Genomic DNA, 20237 nt, shown 5'->3' with positions numbered 1-20237 from the left:
CGTCAAGTAAAAGCAAATGGGTGTGCAGCCCGGCTCTCTTGCAGCTTGTGGCTTGGAGCTTGAAGCTGGATCGAGCCTTTTTAGCACACTCCCGAAGGCCATTCCATCCGCCCGCCCCTTGACCGTGGGCGCGCCCGGCGCCACCCTGAGCCACTTTTCTTTCGTGCCATCGCGGCCTAGGGCCGCCAAGAGGAACTACCCATGAGCGTTCGCCTCGGGATTGTCATGGACCCCATCGCGTCCATCTCCTACAAAAAGGACAGCTCGCTGGCCATGCTGCTGGCCGCCCAGGCCCGCGGCTGGAGCCTGTTCTACATGGAGCAGCGCGATCTGTACCAGGGCCAGGGCAAGGCCCGCGCACGCATGCGCCCGCTCAAGGTGTTCGCCGACCCGGCCCGCTGGTTCGAACTGGGCGAGGAGCAGGACAGCACCCTGGCCGAGCTGGACGTGATCCTGATGCGCAAGGACCCGCCCTTCGACATGGAGTTCGTCTACAGCACCTACCTGCTGGAACAGGCCGAGGCCGAAGGCGTGCTGGTGGTCAACCGCCCGCAGAGCCTGCGCGACTGCAACGAGAAGCTGTTCGCCACGCTGTTCCCGCAGTGCACGCCCCCCACGCTGGTCAGCCGCCGCCCCGACATCATCCGTGAGTTCGCCGCCGAGCATGGTGATGTGATTCTCAAGCCGCTGGATGGCATGGGTGGCACTTCGATCTTCCGTCACCGGGTCGGCGACCCCAACCTGTCGGTGATCCTCGAGACCCTGACCGCGCTCGGCGCCCAGCAGATCATGGTGCAGGCCTACCTGCCGGCGATCAAGGATGGCGACAAGCGCATCCTGATGATCGACGGCGAGCCGGTGGACTACTGCCTGGCGCGCATCCCGGCCAGCGGCGAGACCCGCGGCAACCTGGCCGCCGGTGGTCGCGGCGAAGCCCGCCCGTTGAGCGAGCGCGATCGCTGGATCGCCGCCCAGGTCGGCCCGACCTTGCGTGAAAAGGGCCTGCTGTTCGTCGGCCTGGACGTGATCGGCGACTACCTCACCGAAATCAACGTCACCAGCCCGACCTGCATCCGCGAGATCGACGCCGCCTTCAACACCAATATCGGCGGGCAATTGATGGACGCCATTGATCGCAAGCTTCAGGCGCGCTGACCGAAGACAGGTGGCAACACCGCGCAGTGGGGTATGATGCCGGTCCTTTTCGACTGAGCTGCTGCCCCGCCGAGGCTCTGTACGAAAAGTCTTGAGACGCAGGTCAGGCAAGGCGAAAACCGCCGAGGAAGCGCAGTGTACTGGAGTACATGAGCATTCCGAGGCTGTTTTCAACGCAGCATGAACAAGTATCAAGGCTTTTCGTACAGAGCCTAGCGGTTGCTGGATACCCGATGACGCTCCCCGCCGACATCCCACCCGACCTGCTGCCACCGCGCGTCCGCCCGGTGGACCGGCTCGGTTTCACACTGTTCCTGGCCACCCTGGTGCACCTGGCGCTGATCCTGGGCGTGGGTTTCACCGTGGTCAAACCGGCCGAAATCCGACACGCCATGGATATCACCTTGGCCACCTTCAAGAGCGAGAAAGCGCCCGAGAAGGCCGATTTCCAAGCCCAGGACAACCAGCAGGGTAGCGGTACGCTGGACAAGAAAGCGGTGCCCAAGACCACCGAGGTCGCGCCGTTCCAGGACAGCAAGATCAACAAGATCACCCCGCCCCCGGCGGCGAAACCGCAAACACCCCCGGCACCGGCGAAGTCCGTGGTCGCCACCCAGGCGCCGAAGCCGCAGAAAGCCGAGCCCAGGCCCAAGGAGAGCAAGCCGCAACCTAAGCCCGAGGCCAAGGTACCGGACTTCGACAGTTCGCAGCTGTCCAGCCAGATCGCCAGCCTAGAGGCCGAACTGTCCCAGGAACAGCAGCTTTACGCCAAACGCCCGCGCATCCACCGCCTGAATGCCGCCTCGACCCTGCGCGACAAGGGTGCCTGGTACAAGGAAGAGTGGCGCAAGAAGGTCGAGCGCATCGGCAACCTCAACTACCCCGAAGAAGCCCGGCGCCAGCAGATGTACGGCAGCCTGCGGATGATGGTGTCGATCAACCGCGACGGTTCGCTGTACGAGGTGCTGGTGCTGGAGTCCTCCGGCCAGCCCGTGCTGGACCAGGCCGCCCAGCGCATCGTGCGCCTGGCGGCGCCCTTCGCGCCATTCACCGGGGACCTGGCGGAGTTCGACCGCCTGGAAATCATCCGTACCTGGCGCTTTGCCCGGGGTGACCGGCTGCAGAGCAACTGATCGGGCTGCGTTGCGGCCCCAGACTGACCTGCAGAGCACCTTGTCAGCCTCGCCACCTGGCGCCACACTAGCGGACATGAAGACCCTCGCCCCCAGCTACCTCAAGCACCAGTTCCTGATCGCCATGCCGCACATGGCCGATCCGAACTTTGCCCAGACCCTCACCTACATCGTCGAGCACAATGCCCACGGCGCCATGGGCCTGGTGGTCAACCGCCCGCAGGAGCTGAACCTGGCCGACATCCTCGAGCAGTTGCGCCCGGACGATGAGCCGCCCGCCAGCACCCTGCACATCCCGATCTACCAGGGCGGCCCGGTGCAGACCGACCGCGGCTTCGTGCTCCACAGCAACGACCGCAACTACCAGGCCACGGTCGAGCTGGAGGGCCTGTCGCTGTCCACCTCCCAGGACGTGCTGTTCGCCATCGCCGCCGGCGACGGTCCGCGCAAGAGCCTGATCACCCTGGGCTACGCGGGCTGGGAAGCCGGCCAGCTGGAAGCCGAGCTTGCCGACAACGCCTGGCTCAACTGCCCCTTCGACCCCGAGATCATCTTCGGCATGGCCAGCGACATGCGCCTGGGCGCCGCCGCCGCCAGCCTGGGGATCAACCTCAGCCTGCTGACCAGCCAGGCGGGCCACGCCTGATGGCCGAACTGCGCTTGCTGCTTGGCTTCGACTACGGCACCCGGCAGATCGGCGTGGCCGTCGGCCAGGTGATCACCGGCCAGGCCCGGGAACTGTGCACGCTCAAGGCACAGAACGGCGTGCCGGACTGGAACCAGGTCGAGAAGCTGATCAAGGAATGGAAACCCGACGCCATCGTCGTCGGCCTGCCGCTGAACATGGACGGCACGCCCAGCGAGATGAGCGAACGCGCCGAAAAATTCGCCCGTCGCCTGCACGGCCGCTACAACCTGCCGGTACACACCCACGACGAACGGCTCACCACCTTCGAAGCCAAGGGCGAGCAGATGGCCCGTGGCGGCCGTCATGGCAGCTACCGCGACAATCCGGTCGACGCCATCGCCGCGGCCCTGCTGCTGCAAGGCTGGCTGGAGGCCAACACTTAAATCCGCTTTGCCGCCGGCGGCTTGCCGGCGCCCGCCTTCCGAGGAGCACGCAATGAGCCTACCCAATCCCGCCGACCTGATCCGGCAGATGGCCGTCGACCTTCGCGCCCACCTGGCCCGCCGCACGATCGCCGAGCCACGCTTCATCGGCATCCGTACCGGCGGTGTGTGGGTGGCCCAGGCCCTGCAGGCCGAGCTCGGCGACCAGAGCCCGCTGGGTACCCTGGACGTCTCCTTCTACCGTGACGATTTCAGCCAGAACGGCCTGCACCCGCAGGTGCGCCCCTCGGAATTGCCCTTCGAGATCGAAGGCCAGCACCTGGTGCTGGTGGACGACGTGCTGATGAGCGGGCGTACCATCCGCGCCGCGCTCAACGAGCTGTTCGACTACGGCCGCCCGGCCAGCGTGACGCTGGTGTGCCTGCTCGACCTGGATGCCGGCGAACTGCCGATCCGCCCGAATGTGCTTGGCGCCACCCTGTCCCTGGCCGCCCATGAACGGGTAAAATTGACCGGACCCACGCCGCTCGCCCTCGAGCGCCAGGACCTCGCTCCCGCATCCGCCCTTTAAGAGTCCCCCGCGATGACGCCATTCGACGCCAAGCGCCCGCTGCAGCTCAATGATCAGGGCCAGCTGCGCCACTTCCTCTCGCTCGACGGTTTGCCCCGCGAACTGCTGACCGAGATCCTCGACACCGCCGACTCGTTCCTCGAAGTCGGCGCCCGGGCCGTGAAGAAAGTCCCGCTGCTGCGCGGCAAGACCGTGTGCAACGTGTTCTTCGAGAACTCCACCCGTACCCGCACCACCTTCGAGCTGGCCGCCCAGCGCCTGTCGGCGGACGTGATCAGCCTGAACGTGTCGACCTCCTCGACCAGCAAGGGCGAGACCCTGTTCGACACCCTGCGCAACCTGGAGGCCATGGCCGCCGACATGTTCGTCGTGCGCCACTCCGACTCCGGCGCCGCCCATTTCATCGCCGAGCACGTGTGCCCGGACGTGGCGGTGATCAACGGCGGTGACGGCCGCCACGCCCACCCGACCCAGGGCATGCTCGACATGCTGACTATCCGTCGGCACAAGGGCAGCTTCGAGAACCTGTCGGTGGCCATCGTCGGCGATATCCTGCACTCGCGCGTGGCCCGCTCCGACATGCTCGCGCTCAAGGCGCTGGGCTGCCCGGACATCCGCGTGATCGGCCCGAAGACGCTGATCCCGATCGGCATCGAGCAGTATGGCGTGAAGGTGTACACGGACCTCGCCGAAGGCCTCAAGGATGTCGACGTGGTGATCATGCTGCGCCTGCAGCGTGAGCGAATGGCCGGCGGCCTGCTGCCCAGCGAGGGCGAGTTCTACCGCCTGTTCGGCCTGACCACCGCGCGCCTGGCCGGTGCCAAACCCGACGCCATCGTCATGCACCCAGGCCCGATCAACCGCGGCGTGGAGATCGAGTCGGCAGTGGCAGACGGCCAGCACTCAGTGATCCTCAACCAGGTCACCTACGGCATCGCCGTACGCATGGCGGTGCTGTCCATGGCCATGAGCGGGCAGAACGCGCAACGTCAATTCGAGCAGGAGAACGCCCAGTGACCATCAGCATTATCGGCGCCCGGGTCATCGATCCTGCCAGCGGCCTGGACAAGGTCACCGACCTGCACCTCGACGGCGGGCGCATTGCCGCCATCGGCGCCGCTCCAGCCGGTTTCAGCGCCAGCCGCATGATCCAGGCCGATGGCCTGGTCGCCGCCCCAGGCCTGGTCGACCTCGGCGTCTCCCTGCGCGAACCTGGCTACAGCCGCAAAGGCAACATCGCCAGCGAAACCCGCGCCGCGGTCGCCGGTGGCGTCACCAGCCTGTGCTGCCCACCGCAGACCAAGCCGGTATTGGACACCTCGGCCGTCGCCGAACTGATCCTTGACCGCGCCCGCGAAGCGGCCAACAGCAAGGTCTATCCGATCGGTGCCCTGACCAAAGGCCTGGAAGGCGAGCAACTGGCCGAACTGGTGGCCCTGCGCGACACTGGCTGCGTGGCCTTCGGCAACGGCCTGAAAGAGATCCCCAACAACCGCACCCTGGCTCGCGCCCTGGAATACGCCGCCACCTTCGACCTGACCGTGGTGTTCCATTCCCAGGACCGTGACCTGGCCCAGGGCGGCCTCGCCCACGAGGGGCCGATGGCCAGCTTCCTCGGCCTGCCTGGCATCCCGGAAACCGCCGAGACCGTGGCCCTGGCCCGCAACCTGCTGCTGGTCGAGCAGAGCGGCGTGCGCGCTCACTTCACCCAGATCACCAGCGCCCGTGGCGCCCGGCTGATCGCCCAGGCCCAGCAGTTGGGGCTGCCGGTCACCGCCGATGTGGCGCTGTACCAACTGATCCTCACCGATGAGGCCCTGCGCGACTTCTCAAGCCTGTACCACGTGCAGCCGCCGCTGCGCACCGCCGCCGACCGCGACGGCCTGCGCGAGGCGGTGAAATCCGGGGTGATCCAGGCAATCTCCAGCCATCACCAGCCCCACGAGCGCGATGCCAAGCTGGCGCCGTTCGGCGCCACCGAGCCAGGCATCAGCAGTGTAGAACTGCTGTTGCCGCTGGCCATGACCCTGGTGGAGGACGGCCTGCTCGACCTGCCGACCTTGTTGGCACGCCTTAGCAGCGGCCCGGCCACGGCCATGCGCCTGCCAGCCGGCGAGCTGAAAGTCGGCGCCGCCGCCGACCTGGTGCTGTTCGACCCGAAAGCCTCGACCGTGGCCGGCGAACACTGGTTCTCCCGCGGCGAGAACTGCCCGTTCATCGGCCACTGCCTGCCGGGCGCGGTGCGTTATACCTTGGTCGATGGGCACGTCTGCCACGAGGCCTGAGTAACGCCATCACGGGGCAAGCCCGCTCCCACGAAGCCCCCCGGGGTCATTGTGTGGAGCAGGCCTGCCAGGCAATGCCTTGAAACAACCATTCATCCCTCTCGGTTGAAATCCTTCCCCCCTCCCCCCATATGAGTCTGCATCAGGCATTTTCGCCCCGCTGCGTGGAGACTCTCCCCTTGACTACCATCGTTTCTGTCCGCCGTAACGGCAAAGTCGTCATGGGCGGCGACGGCCAGGTTTCCCTCGGCAACACCGTGATGAAAGGCAACGCCAAGAAAGTGCGGCGCCTGTACAACGGCCAGGTCATCGCCGGTTTTGCCGGTGCCACCGCCGATGCCTTCACCCTGTTCGAGCGCTTCGAAGCCCAGCTGCAGAAACACTCCGGCCACCTGGTGCGTGCCGCCGTCGAGCTGGCCAAGGAATGGCGTACCGACCGCTCGCTGAGCCGCCTGGAAGCGATGCTGGCCGTGGCCAACAAGGATGCATCCCTGATCATCACCGGCAACGGCGACGTGGTCGAACCCGAGGACGGGCTGATCGCCATGGGTTCCGGTGGTGGCTATGCCCAGGCCGCGGCCCGCGCCCTGCTGAACAAGACCGACCTCTCGGCCCGCGAGATCACCGAGGCCGCCCTGAACATCGCCGGCGACATCTGCGTGTTCACCAACCACAACCTGACCATCGAGGAGCAGGACCTGGCCGAGTGAATCAGTTGTTTTGGCGTCCCGCTCGCAGCGGGACTTTTCCACACTGATCACTGTGCTTGAGGACCCCACACATCATGTCCATGACCCCACGCGAAATCGTCCACGAACTCAACCGCCACATCATCGGCCAGGACGACGCCAAACGCGCCGTCGCCATTGCCCTGCGCAACCGCTGGCGGCGCATGCAGCTCCCCGCCGAGCTGCGTGCCGAAGTCACCCCCAAGAACATCCTGATGATCGGCCCCACCGGCGTGGGCAAGACTGAAATCGCCCGCCGCCTGGCCAAGCTGGCCAACGCACCGTTCATCAAGGTCGAAGCGACCAAGTTCACCGAGGTCGGCTATGTCGGCCGTGATGTCGAATCGATCATCCGCGACCTGGCCGACGCCGCGCTGAAGATGCTGCGCGAGCAGGAGATCGTCCGCGTGCGCCACCGCGCCGAGGACGCCGCCGAGGACCGCATCCTCGACGCCCTGCTGCCACAGGCGCGGGTCAGCAGCTTCAGCGAGGAAGCCCAGCAGAGCAGCAGCGACTCCAACACTCGCCAGCTGTTCCGCAAGCGCCTGCGCGAAGGCCAGCTGGATGACAAGGAAATCGAGATCGAAGTCGCCGAAAGCATGGGTGTCGAGATCGCCGCGCCACCCGGCATGGAGGAGATGACCAACCAGTTGCAGAGCCTGTTCGCCAACATGGGCAAGGGCAAGCGCAAGGCACGCAAGCTCAAGGTCAAGGACGCGCTGAAGATGGTCCGTGACGAAGAAGCCGGCCGCCTGGTCAATGAGGAAGAGCTCAAGGCCAAGGCCCTGGAAGCGGTCGAGCAGCACGGTATCGTGTTCATCGACGAGATCGACAAGGTTGCCAAGCGTGGCAACGTCGGCGGCGCCGATGTCTCCCGTGAAGGCGTGCAGCGCGACCTGCTGCCGCTGATCGAAGGTTGCACCGTCAATACCAAGCTGGGCATGGTCAAGACCGACCACATCCTGTTCATCGCCTCCGGTGCGTTCCATCTGAGCAAGCCGAGCGACCTGGTGCCCGAATTGCAGGGCCGTCTGCCGATCCGTGTCGAGCTCAAGGCGCTGACCCCGGAAGACTTCGAGCGCATCCTCAAGGAACCGCACGCCTCGCTGACCGAGCAGTACAGCGCCCTGCTCAAGACCGAGGGCCTGAACATCGAGTTCGCCGACGAGGGCCTCAAGCGCCTGGCCGAGATCGCCTACCAGGTCAACGAGAAAACCGAGAACATCGGTGCCCGCCGCCTGCACACCCTGCTCGAGCGCCTGCTCGAAGAGGTGTCGTTCAGCGCCGGCGACCTGGCCAGCGCCCACGACGAGACGCCGATCCACATCGACGCCGCCTACGTCAACAGCCACCTGGGTGAGCTGGCGCAGAACGAAGACCTGTCGCGCTACATCCTGTAAGACCGCAGGGGGCCGCGTTGCGGCCCCCTTGCACAATGCCTGGAATCACTCGAAGCTTGCAGCTTGAAGCCAAAGAGAGAGTCACCCATGGCCCGCCTCCCCACCGCCATCAACCTGCACAAAGCCTCCAAGACCCTCACCCTCACCTACGCCCCCGGCGAGGTCTACCACCTGCCCGCCGAGTTCCTGCGCGTGCACTCGCCTTCCGCCGAAGTCCAGGGCCACGGCAATCCCATCCTGCAATTCGGCAAGATCAACGTCGGCCTCAGCGGCCTGGAACCGGCTGGTCAATACGCACTGAAACTGACCTTCGACGACGGCCATGACTCAGGATTGTTCACCTGGGAATACCTCGAGCAGCTGTGCCTGCGCCAGGAGCAGCTATGGGCCGACTACCTCGACGAATTGCACAAGGCCGGCAAATCCCGCGACCCGTCCGAATCGGTAGTGAAATTGATGCTCTAGCTCAAGCCCCGCAAGCTTTAGAGCGCATTTTCTAATCTCATCTGCTTGAATGCCTGGATGACGGCCAAAGATTGGCTGTCTTGCGCATTACACGAAAGTCGGGTAACCAATGGAGCTGGCAAGTTCCCTGCATCGCCTCCGGGCAGGCAGGGCCAGGCCGGTATGTAGAGGTCGCGAGCGAAAGCAGGTTGTCTTCACACGCAGAAACCCCCGCAGCTCATCATCGGCACGCATCCGGTCGCAGCACCGCTGTTCCTTATCACTGGTCACCCGAGTAGCAGTACCGGGCTGTCACAGCACACCGGTACTCGTCTCAGGACAACGGAGCGTCGTAGATGAGTAACAAGAACAACGATGAGTTGCAGCGGCAGGCCTCGGAAAACACCCTGGGGCTGAACCCGGTCATCGGCATTCGCCGCAAGGATCTACTTACATCGGCACGCACGGTATTACGCCAGGCCATGCGCCAGCCCTTGCACAGCGCCAAGCACGTGGCGCACTTCGGCCTGGAGCTGAAAAACGTCCTGCTGGGCAAGTCGGCGCTGCAACCGGAAGGCGACGACCGTCGCTTCAGCGACCCGGCGTGGAGCAAGAACCCCCTTTATCGCCGCTACCTGCAGACCTACCTCGCCTGGCGCAAGGAACTCAACGACTGGATCAGCGAGAGTGACCTGTCGCCGCAGGACATCAGCCGCGGGCAGTTCGTCATCAACCTGGTGACCGAGGCCATGGCGCCCACCAACACCCTCTCCAACCCGGCCGCGGTCAAACGCTTCTTCGAGACCGGCGGCAAGAGCCTGCTCGACGGGCTGTCCAACCTGGCCAAGGACATCGTCAACAACGGCGGCATGCCCAGCCAGGTGAACATGGAGGCTTTCGAGGTCGGCAAGAATCTGGGCACCAGCGAAGGCGCGGTGGTGTACCGCAACGATGTGCTGGAGCTGATCCAGTACAGCCCCATCACCGAGCAGGTGCACAGCCGCCCGTTGCTGGTGGTGCCACCGCAGATCAACAAGTTCTACGTATTCGACCTGAGCCCGGAAAAGAGCCTGGCGCGCTTCTGCCTGCGCTCGCAGCAACAGACCTTCATCGTCAGCTGGCGCAACCCGACCAAGGCCCAGCGCGAGTGGGGCCTGTCCACCTACATCGACGCACTCAAGGAAGCCGTCGACGCGGTGCTGGCGATCACTGGCAGCAAGGACCTGAACATGCTCGGTGCCTGCTCCGGCGGTATCACCTGCACGGCGCTGGTGGGCCACTACGCCGCCCTCGGCGAGAAGAAGGTCAATGCCCTGACCCTGCTGGTGAGCGTGCTCGACACCACTGTCGACACCCAGGTGGCATTGTTCGTCGACGAGCAGACCCTGGAAGCGGCCAAGCGCCACTCCTACCAGTCCGGCGTGCTGGAAGGCAGCGACATGGCCAAGGTGTTCGCCTGGATGCGCCCCAACGACCTGATCTGGAACTACTGGGTCAACAACTACCTGCTCGGCAACGAGCCACCGGTGTTCGACATTCTGTTCTGGAACAACGACACCACCCGACTGCCGGCCGCCTTCCACGGCGACCTGATCGAGATGTTCAAGAACAACCCGCTGATCCGTTCCAACGCCCTCGAAGTGTGCGGCACGGCCATCGACCTGAAGCAGGTCGACTGCGACATCTACAGCGTTGCCGGCACCGCCGACCACATTACCCCGTGGCAGTCGTGCTACCGCTCGGCACACCTGTTCGGCGGCAAGATCGAGTTCGTGCTGTCCAACAGCGGCCATATCCAGAGCATCCTCAACCCCCCGGGCAACCCCAAGGCGCGCTTCATGACCGGCGAAGACCGCCCGGACGACCCGGTGGCCTGGCAGGAGAACGCGGTCAAGCATGCCGACTCCTGGTGGCTGCACTGGCAGGCCTGGCTGGGTGAGCGCGCCGGCGAACTCAAGAAGGCACCTACACGGCTGGGTAACCGCGCCTATACCGCGGGCGAGGCCGCACCGGGAACATACGTGCACGAGCGTTGAGCCGAACCGCCGTGGTGCGCCTGCTGGCGCAGCGCGGCGCTACTTTCACCACAGAGTCACGCGCATGCCGCAACCGTACATCTTCAGGACCGTCGAGCTGGACGACCAGTCCATCCGCACTGCGGTCCGCCCCGGCAAGCCCCACCTGACGCCGCTGCTGATATTCAACGGCATCGGCGCCAACCTCGAGCTGGTGTTTCCATTCATCGAGGCCCTGGACCCGGACCTGGAGGTCATCGCCTTCGACGTGCCCGGGGTGGGCGGCTCGTCCACGCCCCGTCACCCCTACCGTTTTCCCGGCCTGGCCAAGTTGACTGCAAGGATGCTCGACTACCTGGACTACGGCCAGGTCAACGTCATCGGCGTGTCCTGGGGCGGCGCCCTGGCCCAGCAGTTCGCCCACGACTACCCCGAACGCTGCAAGAAACTGGTGCTGGCCGCCACCGCCGCCGGCGCGGTGATGGTACCGGGCAAGCCCAAGGTGTTGTGGATGATGGCCAGCCCACGGCGCTACGTGCAGCCCTCCCATGTGATCCGCATCGCGCCGCTGATCTATGGCGGCGGCTTTCGCCGGGATCCGGACCTGGCCATGCACCATGCCTCGAAGGTGCGTTCGGGCGGCAAGCTGGGCTACTACTGGCAACTGTTCGCCGGGCTCGGCTGGACCAGCATCCACTGGCTGCACAAGATCCACCAGCCCACCCTGGTGCTGGCCGGCGACGACGATCCGCTGATCCCGCTGATCAACATGCGCCTGCTGGCCTGGCGGATTCCCAATGCCCAGCTACACATAATCGATGATGGCCACCTGTTCCTGATCACCCGGGCCGAGGCCGTCGCACCGATCATCATGAAATTCCTCGAGCAAGAACGCCAACGCGCGGTCATGCACCCTCGGCCAGCGGCACGGGGGTAGGAAGGCTTTTTATTGCGTCAGCACGGGCCTTTGCGGGCACTCCCAGGCAGGTGATGCGAACCTGCAGGAGTAGCTTTACCCGCACCAAGGCCAACGCGGAAATGGATCTGACGAAGGAGTGTTGGCATGAAGGACAAACCGGCCAGAGGATCGACACCGGTCCCCGCCACGAGCATGAACGTGCAGAACGCCATTACCGGCCTGCGCGGTCGCGACCTGTTCTCGACCCTGCGCCAGGTCGGCCGGATCGGCCTGCGCAATCCGCTGCACACCGCGCATCACCTGCTGAGCCTGGGCGGCCAGCTGGGGCGCGTGCTGATCGGCGACAGCCCCTACCAGCCCCACCCGCGTGACGCACGCTTCAGCGACCCGACCTGGAGCCAGAACCCGTTCTACCGCCGCGGCCTGCAGGCCTACCTTGCCTGGCAGAAGCAGACGCGCCTGTGGATCGAGGAAAGCAGCCTGGCCGACGACGACCGCGCCCGGGCGCAGTTCCTGTTCAACCTGGTCAGCGACGCCTTCGCCCCCAGCAACTCGCTGCTCAACCCGCTGGCGGTCAAGGAACTGTTCAACACCGGCGGCCTGAGCCTGCTGCGTGGTGTCAGCCACCTGCTCGACGACCTGCGCCACAACGACGGCTTGCCACGGCAGGTGGACGAACGGGCCTTCGAGGTTGGCGGCAACCTGGCAGCGACCCCGGGCGCCGTGGTGTTTCGCAACGAGCTGCTGGAGCTGATCCAGTACAAGCCCATGAGCGAGAAACAGTACTCCCGGCCGCTGCTGGTGATACCGCCGCAGATCAACAAGTTCTACATCTTCGACCTGAGCCCGACCAACAGCTTCGTCCAGTACATGCTCAAGCAGGGCCTGCAGGTGTTCATGGTCAGCTGGCGCAACCCCGACCCCCGTCACCGTGAGTGGGGCCTGTCCAGCTATGTGCAGGCCCTGGAGGAAGCGCTCAACGCCTGCCGCAGCATCAGCGGCAACCGCGACCCCAACCTCATGGGCGCCTGCGCCGGCGGCCTGACCATGGCCGCGCTGCAGGGCCACTTGCAAGCTAAGAAGCAGCTGCGCAAGGTGCGCAGCGCCACTTACCTGGTGAGCCTGCTCGACAGCCAGTTCGACAGCCCCGCCAGCCTGTTCGCCGACGAACAGACCATCGAGGCGGCCAAGCGCCGCTCCTATCAGCGCGGCGTACTGGACGGCGGCGAGGTGGCACGGATATTCGCCTGGATGCGCCCCAACGACCTGATCTGGAACTATTGGGTCAACAACTACCTGATGGGCAAGACACCGCCGGCCTTCGACATCCTCTACTGGAACGCCGACAGCACGCGCCTGCCGGCCGCGCTGCACGGCGACCTGCTGGATTTCTTCAAGCTCAACCCGCTGACCTTCCCCGAAGGCCTTGAGGTGTGCGGCACACCGATCGACCTCACGCAGGTCGGGCTGGACAGCTTCACCGTGGCCGGCAGCAACGACCACATCACCCCCTGGGACGCGGTGTACCGTTCGGCCCTGCTGCTCGGCGGCGACCGGCGCTTCATTCTGGCCAACAGCGGTCATATCCAGAGCATCATCAACCCGCCCGGCAACCCAAAGTCCTACTACCTGGAAAACCCCAAGCTCTCCAGCGACCCGCGGGCCTGGTTCCACGACGCCCAACGCCGCGACGGCAGCTGGTGGCCCCTGTGGCTGGAATGGATACTGCAGCGCTCCGGCACGCTCAGGACGCCACGCGACGACCTGGGCAGCACCACTTATCCACCGCTGGGCCCCGCGCCCGGCAGCTACGTACTGGCACGCTGACCGGATGAAGACCCGCGACCGTATCCTCGAATGTGCCTTGCAGCTGTTCAATCGCCAGGGCGAACCGAACGTCTCGACCCTGGAGATCGCCAACGAACTGGGGATCAGCCCAGGCAACCTGTACTACCACTTCCACGGCAAGGAGCCGTTGGTGATCGGCCTGTTCGAGCGTTTCGAAGAGCAACTGATGCCACTGCTCGACCCGCCGCTGGACGTACGCCTGGATGCCGAGGACTACTGGCTGTTCCTGCACCTGATCGTCGAACGCATGGCCCAGTACCGTTTCCTGTTCCAGGACCTGTCCAACCTGACCGGGCGCCTGCCCAAGCTGGCGCGGGGCATGCGCAGCTTGATCAACGCCCTCAAGCGCACCCTGGCCGCGCTGCTGGCCAGTCTCAAGGGCCAGGGCCAGGTGACCAGCGAGACCCAGGCACTGGGGCAGTTGGTGGAACAGATCACCCTGACCCTGATGTGCTCGCTTGATTATCAGCGCGTGCTTGGCCGCGAGGGCGATGTCGGCGTGGTGGTGTACCAGGTGATGATGCTGGTGGCGCCGCATCTGCAGGCCCCGGCGCGCATAGCGGCGGAGCAGTTGGCAATGAGGTATCTGGAAGGCTGAAACGATCACGGGGCAAGCCCGCTGCCACGAGCCCTGTGCAGGCTTCGTGGCAGCGGGCTTGACCCGCGACCAGTGCGACCCGGTATCAGGCCTGGGTGGCCGCGTTTACCGGTGCCGACGGGGTGCTGCTGGCCGGCGCCGCGCTCGGTGCCGGGGCTGCGGTGGCGGCAGGCGCCGGTGCGGCGGGCTTGGCTGCCGCAGGTTTGGCCGGCGCCGCTTTCTTCACGGCCGGTTTCTTGGCGGCTGCCGGTTTGGCAGCGGGCTTGGCCGCTACAGGCTTGGCCGCTGCCTTGACCGCAGGCTTGGCCGCTGCGGTTTTCGCCGCAGGTTTTGCCGCAGCGGTCTTGGCCGCAGGCTTGGCGGCCGCCTTGGCCAATGGCTTGGCGGCCGTCTTGCTGGCGCTGGCCTTGGAGATCGGGGTGACCGAGGCACCGGTCAGTTTCTCGATCTGCTTGGTCAGCGAATCGACCTGCTGGTGCAGGGCCTTGATCTCATTGCGGCTGGGCACGCCCAGGCGCGAGATGGCGCTGTTCAGGCGCTTGTCGAAGGCTTCCTCCAGCTCGCTCCACTTGCCCAGCGCACGATCCTTCACGCCCGACACTCGCGAGTTGGTCGACGACTTGGCGCTTTCGGCCACGTCTTCGGCGGTTTTCTTCGCCTGCTTCTCGGCCTTCTCGCCGTCCTTCACCAGCGAATCGAACAGCTTCGGACCGTCCTGGTCGACCTTGGAGTAGATACCCAGGCCAGCCAACCAGATCTTGCGGGAGTACTTCTCGATTCCGCCGATCCAGGAGCTGCCTTCTTTCTCGGTGTTCTTCTTGCCAGCCATCCTGCTCTCCTTATGGTTTGTGCGCGACGCGCTCGAGCAGCTCGTGCAGCTGTTCAAGCTTGATGGACAACGCCTCAACGTCATGTTTAGACGGAATGCCGAGGCGATTCAAGGCGCGACCGACACGGGCGTCGAAGGCGCGTTCGATTTTGTCCAGCTGCGCCTCGACCCGACCGGGCACGCGGGTGACTTCCTGGGTGGCTTCGTCGATCTGGGTATTGGCGGCTTCGACAGCCTTGTCGAGGCGTTTCTTGCCACGCTTCTCGACGCCTTCACCGGCTTTCACCAGCTCCTTGAAATAGTCGGAGCCTTCCTGGCCGACACGGGCGTAGGCACCGATGCCCGCCAGCCAGATCTTGCGGGCGTAGCCGCGCACCTCGCCCAGCGTGCTGCCTTGGGCGTCGTCTTTTTGCTTGAGATTCACTTTGGCCATGCTCTGCACCTCATGCTCATTCTAAGGGAGGGAGGAACTGCCCGGGGTGGTAGGGCTTGAGCGTGAAGGTAGGCGGAAAAATTAGAATCCTCACCCTAAGGTGGAGTCATGCAGCGTTTGCGTTTGCGTGGGAGCGGGCTTGCCCCGCGATAGCGCGAGCCCGGGCAATCGCTTTCGCGGGGCAAGCCCGCTCCCACGATACCTGCTCCCACAAGGCCCGCGCCCGCAAACAGCAAGGAGCGCGCAGTGTCAGGCCAGCGCCTTGTCCAGCGCCCGCTCGATCTCGCCCTTGATGGTGCCGCTCATCATCGACAGCATCATGCCCAGCTTGAGCTCGACGCGGATGGTGTCCTCACCGATATGCACACTGCCGTTGGCGCCGCTGCGTTTCACATCGACACGATCACCGTTCCAGCTGGCCTTGAGGTCGTATTCGCGGGTCAGCTTGTCCACCAGCGCCTCGGCCTTGGCGCGGGCGGCTTCACGGCCGAGGGTGTGTTTGCGTTCGACGCTGATCTGGGTCATGCGGGTGATCCTGGATATGAAGACATAATCGCCATTATGCCCGCCCCCTTTGCATGACACACCCCGCCAAGACAAATCCGCCCGTAGCCCCTAGAATGGCCGTAATTTTTTTCTGGTGAAGCGATATGACCGACCAGCGCAAAGGCGACCACGCCGAACCCACCACCCACTTCGGCTACCAGGACGTTCCCGAGAGCCAGAAGGCGAAGAAAGTCGCCGAGGTGTTCCACTCGGTGGCCGCCAAGTACGACCTGATGAACGACGTGCTCTCCGGCGGCATGCACCGTCTGTGGAAGCGCTTCACCATCGAACTGTCCGGGGTGCGCAGCGGCAACCGGGTACTGGACATCGCCGGTGGCACCGGTGACCTGGCCGCCAAGTTCTCGCGCCTGGTCGGCCCGACCGGGCAGGTGGTGCTGGCCGATATCAACGAATCGATGCTCAAGGTCGGCCGCGACCGCCTGCTCGACCGCGGCGTGTCCGGCAATATCGAATTCGTCCAGGCCGATGCTGAAAAGCTGCCGTTCCCGGACAACCACTTCGACTGCGTGACCATCGCCTTCGGCCTGCGCAACGTGACGCACAAGGATGCGGCCATCCGCTCCATGCTGCGCGTGCTCAAGCCCGGTGGCCGCCTGTTGATCCTGGAGTTCTCCAAGCCGACCAACAAGCTGATGTCCAAGGCCTACGACGCCTACTCGTTCGCCTTCATGCCGCTGGCCGGCAAGCTCATCACCAACGACTCGGAAAGCTACCGCTACCTGGCCGAATCGATCCGCATGCACCCCGACCAGGAAACGCTCAAGAGCATGATGGTCGAGGCCGGCTTCGACCGCGTCACCTACCACAACATGACCAGCGGCATCGTCGCCGTGCACCGGGGGATCAAGCCCTGATGCTCCTGGCCGGCCTGCTCGCCAGCGTCGAGCACGGGCTCAACCGTGTCCTGCGCCTGGACAGCACCGCCCTCCCGCGCCTGGCGGCGCTGGAAGGCAAGGTGATCGAGATCGACTGCGTGCAGCCGGCCCTGAAGCTGTTCGTGCTGCCCGACGAGGAAGGCCTGATGCTTGCCGCCCATTGGGAAAGCGAGGTCGACTGCACCCTGCGCGCCCCCGCCGGGCGTCTGGCGCAGTTGGCGCTGGCCAAAGACAAGACCGCGGTACTGCACAGCCCCCAGGTCGAGCTGCATGGCGACAGCGCCGTGCTGCTCGACCTGTTCGGCATCCTGCAGGACCTGGAACTGGACTGGGAACACGAGTTGCAGCGTTGGCTGGGGCCGGTGCCCACCGCGCTGATCGCCGGCCACCTGCGCCTGCGCGCGCGCTGGACCCGCCAGGGCCTGGCCCGCTTCGGCGAGAATCTGTCCGAGTACCTGGCCGAGGAATCGCGTACCCTGGTCGGCAAACGCGAAGCCGAAGCGGCATTCAGCGAACTCGATACGCTGAAGGTCGATATCGAACGCCTCGAGGCACGCCTGCGCCGCCTCGCCCACACTCTTGATACCAGCGATAACGCATGAAGCTGCTCGCCGTCCGCCGTCTGTTGCGCATCCAGCGCGTCGTGATCCGCTACCGCCTCGATGACCTGCTGTTCGAACAACCCCTGCTGCCTTGGTGGCTGGCCAGCCTGCGCCTGCTGATGCCGTGGCGCTGGTTGCCGCGCAAGCCCTTGGAGCTGAGCCGTGGCGCACGCCTGCGCCTGGCGCTGCAGGATCTGGGGCCGATCTTCATCAAGTTCGGCCAGTTGCTCTCCACCCGCCGCGACCTGCTGCCCACCGACATCGCCGACGAGCTGATGCTGCTGCAGGACCGCGTGCCACCGTTCGACCCGCAGCACGCCGTGGCGCTGATCGAAGCACAGCTCGGTGCCAAGGTGGGCGAGGTGTTCAGCCGTTTCGACGTTGAGCCGCTGGCCTCGGCTTCGGTGGCCCAAGTACACGCCGCACGCCTGAAGAGCGGTGAGGAAGTGGTGGTCAAGGTGGTGCGCCCAGGCCTGAAACCGGTCATCGCCCAGGACCTGGCCTGGCTGTTCCTGATCGCCAAGGCCGCCGAGCGCGCCTCGGCCGATGCCCGTCGCCTGCATCCGGTGGAAATCGTCGGCGACTACGAAAAGACCATCTACGACGAACTCGACCTGCTGCGCGAGGCCGCCAATGCCAGCCAGCTGCGGCGCAACTTCGAAGGCTCCGAGCTGATGTACGTACCGCAGGTCTACTGGGACCTGTGCCGGCCCAAGGTGCTGGTGATGGAGCGTATCTATGGCGTGCCGGTCACCGACATGGCGACGCTCGCCGACCAGCGCACCGACATGAAGATGCTGGCCGAGCGCGGCGTCGAGGTGTTCTTCACCCAAGTGTTCCGCGACAGCTTCTTCCATGCCGACATGCACCCCGGCAACATCTTCGTCAGCACGGTCAAACCGTGGAGCCCGCAGTACATCGCCATCGACTGCGGTATCGTCGGCAGCCTCACTGCCGAGGACCAGGACTACCTGGCCCGCAACCTGATCGCCTTCTTCAAGCGCGACTACCGCCGCGTGGCCCAGCTGCATATCGACTCGGGCTGGGTACCGGCGCAGACCAAGGTCAACGAGTTCGAAGCGGCGATCCGCACCGTGTGCGAGCCGATCTTCGAAAAGCCGCTCAAGGATATCTCCTTCGGCCAGGTGCTGATGCGCCTGTTCCAGACGGCCCGACGCTTCAACATGGAGGTCCAGCCACAGCTGGTATTGCTGCAAAAGACCCTGCTCAATATCGAAGGCCTGGGCCGCCAGCTCTACCCCGACCTGGACCTGTGGAGCACCGCCAAGCCCTTCCTCGAACGCTGGATGCGCGAGCGCATGAGCCCGAAAGCGGTAATCGGCAACCTCTACAGCCAGGCCGAGCAACTGCCGCACCTGGCCGACATGACCCGCGACCTGCTCGAACGCCTGTCGCAACCGCACCTGCACGACCCGCAACTGCCCGAGCGCCGCCGCGCCGGCGACAACTGGGCGCTGCGCCTGCTTGGCGCCGGGCTGCTCGGTGGTGGCGCCACCCTGGCGGCCGGTGCGGCCAGCCTCAGCGCCCCGGCCGCCTGGCCTGCGTGGTTGATGCTGGCAGCGGGCCTGTACCTGATCGTGCGCCGATAGCCAGCCGCGTCGCTGGCTGGCACACTAGCGCACAGGGGCCCGGTACGGGAGCGGGCCCGGTTTGGAGTCGACGATGAAAGACTGGCTGGACGAGATCAAGTGGAACAGCGATGGCCTGGTACCGGCGATCGCCCAGGACCACAAGACCGGGCGCGTGCTGATGATGGCCTGGATGAACCGTGAATCCCTCGCCCTGACCGCCGCCGAGCATCGCGCCATCTATTGGTCGCGCTCGCGGGGCAAGCTGTGGCGCAAGGGCGAAGAGTCGGGCCATGTGCAGAAGCTGCACGAAATGCGCTTGGACTGCGACGCCGACGTGATCATCCTGATGGTCGAGCAACTGGGCCATATCGCCTGCCATACCGGCCGCGAAAGCTGCTTCTATCGCGTGTTCGAAGACGGCCAGTGGAAAATCGTCGATCCGGTCCTCAAGGATCCGGACGCCATCTATAGCGCAGGGCATTGACATGAGCGACACGCTAGACCGCCTCGCCGAGGTGCTGGAAGAACGCAAGCACGCGGCGCCTGACAGCAGCTACGTGGCCAGCCTGCATCACAAGGGCCTGAACAAGATCCTCGAGAAGCTCGGCGAAGAGTCCATCGAGACCATCATCGCTGCCAAGGATGCCGCCGTCAGCAAGGATTACAGCGATGTCATCTACGAGACCGCGGACCTGTGGTTTCATAGCCTGGTCATGCTCAGCGCGCTGGGCCAGCATCCGCAGGCGGTGCTCGACGAACTGGAGCGCCGCTTCGGCCTTTCCGGCCATGACGAGAAGGCCGCCCGTCAGCCACAGGCCTGACCGCGCGTATTTGTAGGAACGGGCTCACCCCGCGATAGCGCCGGTTCCGGCTGACATACATTTTTCAGGAGTACGAAATGGGTATTTTTGACTGGAAACACTGGATCGTCCTGCTGGTCGTCGTGGTGCTGGTGTTCGGCACCAAGAAACTAAAGAACTTCGGCAGCGACCTGGGCGAATCGATCAAGGGCTTCCGCAAGGCCATGAACGAAGAAGAAGCCAAGCCGGCCGAGCAGGCCCCACCGCCGGCGCAGCCCGTTCCGCCTGTGCAGAACACCGCGCAGCAGGCCCAGGGCCACACCATCGAGGGCCAGGCCCAGCCGGTTCAAGAGCCGCAGCGGAAAGACTGAC

General features: G+C 65.1%; 23 protein-coding genes. 20 read left to right on the top strand and 3 right to left on the bottom strand.

Annotated features, from left to right (window positions below):
• Window positions 1-201 precede the first annotated feature (201 nt).
• The 14 genes from gshB to KHO27_RS24195 all read left to right on the top strand — a co-directional run bounded on the left by gshB (window position 202) and on the right by KHO27_RS24195 (window position 14167).
• Window positions 202-1155 carry a glutathione synthase gene (gshB, locus tag KHO27_RS24260; protein WP_214500898.1) on the top strand — a complete coding sequence of 318 codons (954 nt, stop codon included), beginning with the start codon at window positions 202-204 and terminating at the stop codon, window positions 1153-1155.
• 233 nt (window positions 1156-1388) lie between these two features.
• Entirely contained in the window at window positions 1389-2288 is a 900-nt protein-coding gene (locus KHO27_RS24255) for an energy transducer TonB (protein WP_110702119.1), read from the top strand.
• A 76-nt stretch (window positions 2289-2364) separates the two neighbouring features.
• Entirely contained in the window at window positions 2365-2934 is a 570-nt protein-coding gene (locus KHO27_RS24250) for a YqgE/AlgH family protein (RefSeq protein ID WP_110702122.1), read from the top strand.
• Window positions 2934-3359, top strand: a complete 426-nt coding sequence (gene ruvX / locus KHO27_RS24245) for a Holliday junction resolvase RuvX (protein ID WP_028688357.1) — start codon at window positions 2934-2936, stop codon at window positions 3357-3359. Before KHO27_RS24250 ends, ruvX begins: the two co-directional genes overlap by 1 nt.
• Before the next feature lie 52 nt (window positions 3360-3411).
• Complete coding sequence (gene pyrR, locus KHO27_RS24240; protein ID WP_102682235.1) at window positions 3412-3930, top strand: bifunctional pyr operon transcriptional regulator/uracil phosphoribosyltransferase PyrR; 519 nt, start codon at window positions 3412-3414, stop codon at window positions 3928-3930.
• 12 nt (window positions 3931-3942) lie between these two features.
• A complete protein-coding gene (locus tag KHO27_RS24235) occupies window positions 3943-4947 on the top strand; it encodes an aspartate carbamoyltransferase catalytic subunit (protein ID WP_102682236.1) in 1005 nt (334 codons plus the stop codon).
• On the top strand, window positions 4944-6215 hold the full coding sequence (locus tag KHO27_RS24230; RefSeq protein WP_102682237.1) for a dihydroorotase: 1272 nt from the start codon (window positions 4944-4946) through the stop codon (window positions 6213-6215). Before KHO27_RS24235 ends, KHO27_RS24230 begins: the two co-directional genes overlap by 4 nt.
• A 179-nt stretch (window positions 6216-6394) precedes the next feature.
• Window positions 6395-6925, top strand: a complete 531-nt coding sequence (hslV, locus tag KHO27_RS24225; protein ID WP_011536056.1) for an ATP-dependent protease subunit HslV — start codon at window positions 6395-6397, stop codon at window positions 6923-6925.
• 74 nt (window positions 6926-6999) lie between these two features.
• Entirely contained in the window at window positions 7000-8343 is a 1344-nt protein-coding gene (gene hslU / locus KHO27_RS24220; RefSeq protein ID WP_110702128.1) for an ATP-dependent protease ATPase subunit HslU, read from the top strand.
• An 87-nt stretch (window positions 8344-8430) separates the two neighbouring features.
• Window positions 8431-8808 carry a gamma-butyrobetaine hydroxylase family protein gene (locus KHO27_RS24215; protein ID WP_046853917.1) on the top strand — a complete coding sequence of 126 codons (378 nt, stop codon included), beginning with the start codon at window positions 8431-8433 and terminating at the stop codon, window positions 8806-8808.
• 335 nt (window positions 8809-9143) lie between these two features.
• The gene (gene phaC / locus KHO27_RS24210) at window positions 9144-10823 is read left to right on the top strand and encodes a class II poly(R)-hydroxyalkanoic acid synthase (RefSeq protein WP_046853916.1); all 1680 of its coding nucleotides are present in this window, start codon (window positions 9144-9146) and stop codon (window positions 10821-10823) included.
• A 64-nt stretch (window positions 10824-10887) separates the two neighbouring features.
• The gene (phaZ, locus tag KHO27_RS24205) at window positions 10888-11739 is read left to right on the top strand and encodes a poly(3-hydroxyalkanoate) depolymerase (RefSeq protein ID WP_038706927.1); all 852 of its coding nucleotides are present in this window, start codon (window positions 10888-10890) and stop codon (window positions 11737-11739) included.
• Window positions 11740-11865: 126 nt separating this feature from the next.
• Window positions 11866-13548, top strand: coding sequence for a class II poly(R)-hydroxyalkanoic acid synthase (gene phaC / locus KHO27_RS24200; protein WP_102682240.1), 1683 nt, complete (start codon window positions 11866-11868; stop codon window positions 13546-13548).
• A 4-nt stretch (window positions 13549-13552) separates the two neighbouring features.
• Complete coding sequence (locus KHO27_RS24195; protein WP_110702132.1) at window positions 13553-14167, top strand: TetR/AcrR family transcriptional regulator; 615 nt, start codon at window positions 13553-13555, stop codon at window positions 14165-14167.
• 85 nt (window positions 14168-14252) lie between these two features.
• On the opposite strand, the gene KHO27_RS24190 is transcribed toward KHO27_RS24195, so the two are convergent.
• The 3 genes from KHO27_RS24190 to KHO27_RS24180 form a co-directional block, all read right to left on the bottom strand.
• Window positions 14253-14996 (bottom strand): phasin family protein, encoded by a 744-nt coding sequence (locus KHO27_RS24190; RefSeq protein WP_046853912.1) that lies wholly within the window; start codon window positions 14994-14996, stop codon window positions 14253-14255.
• A gap of 10 nt (window positions 14997-15006) precedes the next feature.
• Window positions 15007-15429: a phasin family protein gene (locus KHO27_RS24185; RefSeq protein ID WP_023632554.1), complete on the bottom strand. Its 423-nt coding sequence runs from the start codon at window positions 15427-15429 to the stop codon at window positions 15007-15009.
• Between the two features lie 249 nt (window positions 15430-15678).
• A complete protein-coding gene (locus KHO27_RS24180) occupies window positions 15679-15954 on the bottom strand; it encodes a polyhydroxyalkanoic acid system family protein (RefSeq protein ID WP_023632555.1) in 276 nt (91 codons plus the stop codon).
• 125 nt (window positions 15955-16079) lie between these two features.
• On the opposite strand from KHO27_RS24180, the gene ubiE reads away from it, so the two are divergent.
• The 6 genes from ubiE (at window position 16080) to KHO27_RS24150 (ending at window position 20236) form a co-directional block, all read left to right on the top strand.
• A complete protein-coding gene (ubiE, locus tag KHO27_RS24175; RefSeq protein WP_023632556.1) occupies window positions 16080-16850 on the top strand; it encodes a bifunctional demethylmenaquinone methyltransferase/2-methoxy-6-polyprenyl-1,4-benzoquinol methylase UbiE in 771 nt (256 codons plus the stop codon).
• Window positions 16850-17473, top strand: a complete 624-nt coding sequence (locus KHO27_RS24170) for a ubiquinone biosynthesis accessory factor UbiJ (RefSeq protein WP_110702134.1) — start codon at window positions 16850-16852, stop codon at window positions 17471-17473. The genes ubiE and KHO27_RS24170 overlap by 1 nt, the downstream gene beginning before the upstream one ends.
• Complete coding sequence (ubiB, locus tag KHO27_RS24165) at window positions 17470-19083, top strand: ubiquinone biosynthesis regulatory protein kinase UbiB (RefSeq protein WP_111532543.1); 1614 nt, start codon at window positions 17470-17472, stop codon at window positions 19081-19083. The genes KHO27_RS24170 and ubiB overlap by 4 nt, the downstream gene beginning before the upstream one ends.
• Before the next feature lie 73 nt (window positions 19084-19156).
• The gene (gene hisI, locus KHO27_RS24160) at window positions 19157-19549 is read left to right on the top strand and encodes a phosphoribosyl-AMP cyclohydrolase (RefSeq protein ID WP_023632585.1); all 393 of its coding nucleotides are present in this window, start codon (window positions 19157-19159) and stop codon (window positions 19547-19549) included.
• A gap of 1 nt (window position 19550) precedes the next feature.
• Window positions 19551-19886 (top strand): phosphoribosyl-ATP diphosphatase, encoded by a 336-nt coding sequence (locus tag KHO27_RS24155; RefSeq protein ID WP_023632586.1) that lies wholly within the window; start codon window positions 19551-19553, stop codon window positions 19884-19886.
• Between the two features lie 77 nt (window positions 19887-19963).
• Window positions 19964-20236 carry a twin-arginine translocase TatA/TatE family subunit gene (locus tag KHO27_RS24150; protein ID WP_102682249.1) on the top strand — a complete coding sequence of 91 codons (273 nt, stop codon included), beginning with the start codon at window positions 19964-19966 and terminating at the stop codon, window positions 20234-20236.
• Window position 20237 lies beyond the last annotated feature (1 nt).

The organism is Pseudomonas sp. RC3H12 (assembly GCF_018596375.1).
In the GTDB taxonomy this organism is placed as follows: Bacteria; Pseudomonadota; Gammaproteobacteria; order Pseudomonadales; family Pseudomonadaceae; genus Aquipseudomonas.
The sequence above is the reverse complement of the archived record's forward strand: the minus strand, read 5'-3'. Positions and strand labels throughout refer to the sequence as shown.

Excerpts from the sequence above, each read along its gene's own strand:
- phaC (WP_102682240.1), top strand. The coding sequence starts at position 11,866 with ATGAAGGACAAACCGGCCAGAGGATCGACACCGGTCCCCGCCACGAGC.
- KHO27_RS24195 (WP_110702132.1), top strand. The coding sequence starts at position 13,553 with ATGAAGACCCGCGACCGTATCCTCGAATGTGCCTTGCAGCTGTTCAAT.
- KHO27_RS24235 (WP_102682236.1), top strand. The coding sequence starts at position 3,943 with ATGACGCCATTCGACGCCAAGCGCCCGCTGCAGCTCAATGATCAGGGC.
- KHO27_RS24255 (WP_110702119.1), top strand. The coding sequence starts at position 1,389 with ATGACGCTCCCCGCCGACATCCCACCCGACCTGCTGCCACCGCGCGTC.
- KHO27_RS24180 (WP_023632555.1), bottom strand. The coding sequence starts at position 15,954 with ATGACCCAGATCAGCGTCGAACGCAAACACACCCTCGGCCGTGAAGCC.
- KHO27_RS24150 (WP_102682249.1), top strand. The coding sequence starts at position 19,964 with ATGGGTATTTTTGACTGGAAACACTGGATCGTCCTGCTGGTCGTCGTG.
- ubiE (WP_023632556.1), top strand. The coding sequence starts at position 16,080 with ATGACCGACCAGCGCAAAGGCGACCACGCCGAACCCACCACCCACTTC.
- gshB (WP_214500898.1), top strand. The coding sequence starts at position 202 with ATGAGCGTTCGCCTCGGGATTGTCATGGACCCCATCGCGTCCATCTCC.
- hisI (WP_023632585.1), top strand. The coding sequence starts at position 19,157 with ATGAAAGACTGGCTGGACGAGATCAAGTGGAACAGCGATGGCCTGGTA.
- KHO27_RS24250 (WP_110702122.1), top strand. The coding sequence starts at position 2,365 with ATGAAGACCCTCGCCCCCAGCTACCTCAAGCACCAGTTCCTGATCGCC.
- ruvX (WP_028688357.1), top strand. The coding sequence starts at position 2,934 with ATGGCCGAACTGCGCTTGCTGCTTGGCTTCGACTACGGCACCCGGCAG.
- KHO27_RS24170 (WP_110702134.1), top strand. The coding sequence starts at position 16,850 with ATGCTCCTGGCCGGCCTGCTCGCCAGCGTCGAGCACGGGCTCAACCGT.
- phaC (WP_046853916.1), top strand. The coding sequence starts at position 9,144 with ATGAGTAACAAGAACAACGATGAGTTGCAGCGGCAGGCCTCGGAAAAC.
- KHO27_RS24215 (WP_046853917.1), top strand. The coding sequence starts at position 8,431 with ATGGCCCGCCTCCCCACCGCCATCAACCTGCACAAAGCCTCCAAGACC.
- KHO27_RS24155 (WP_023632586.1), top strand. The coding sequence starts at position 19,551 with ATGAGCGACACGCTAGACCGCCTCGCCGAGGTGCTGGAAGAACGCAAG.
- ubiB (WP_111532543.1), top strand. The coding sequence starts at position 17,470 with ATGAAGCTGCTCGCCGTCCGCCGTCTGTTGCGCATCCAGCGCGTCGTG.
- KHO27_RS24190 (WP_046853912.1), bottom strand. The coding sequence starts at position 14,996 with ATGGCTGGCAAGAAGAACACCGAGAAAGAAGGCAGCTCCTGGATCGGC.
- hslU (WP_110702128.1), top strand. The coding sequence starts at position 7,000 with ATGTCCATGACCCCACGCGAAATCGTCCACGAACTCAACCGCCACATC.
- phaZ (WP_038706927.1), top strand. The coding sequence starts at position 10,888 with ATGCCGCAACCGTACATCTTCAGGACCGTCGAGCTGGACGACCAGTCC.
- pyrR (WP_102682235.1), top strand. The coding sequence starts at position 3,412 with ATGAGCCTACCCAATCCCGCCGACCTGATCCGGCAGATGGCCGTCGAC.
- KHO27_RS24185 (WP_023632554.1), bottom strand. The coding sequence starts at position 15,429 with ATGGCCAAAGTGAATCTCAAGCAAAAAGACGACGCCCAAGGCAGCACG.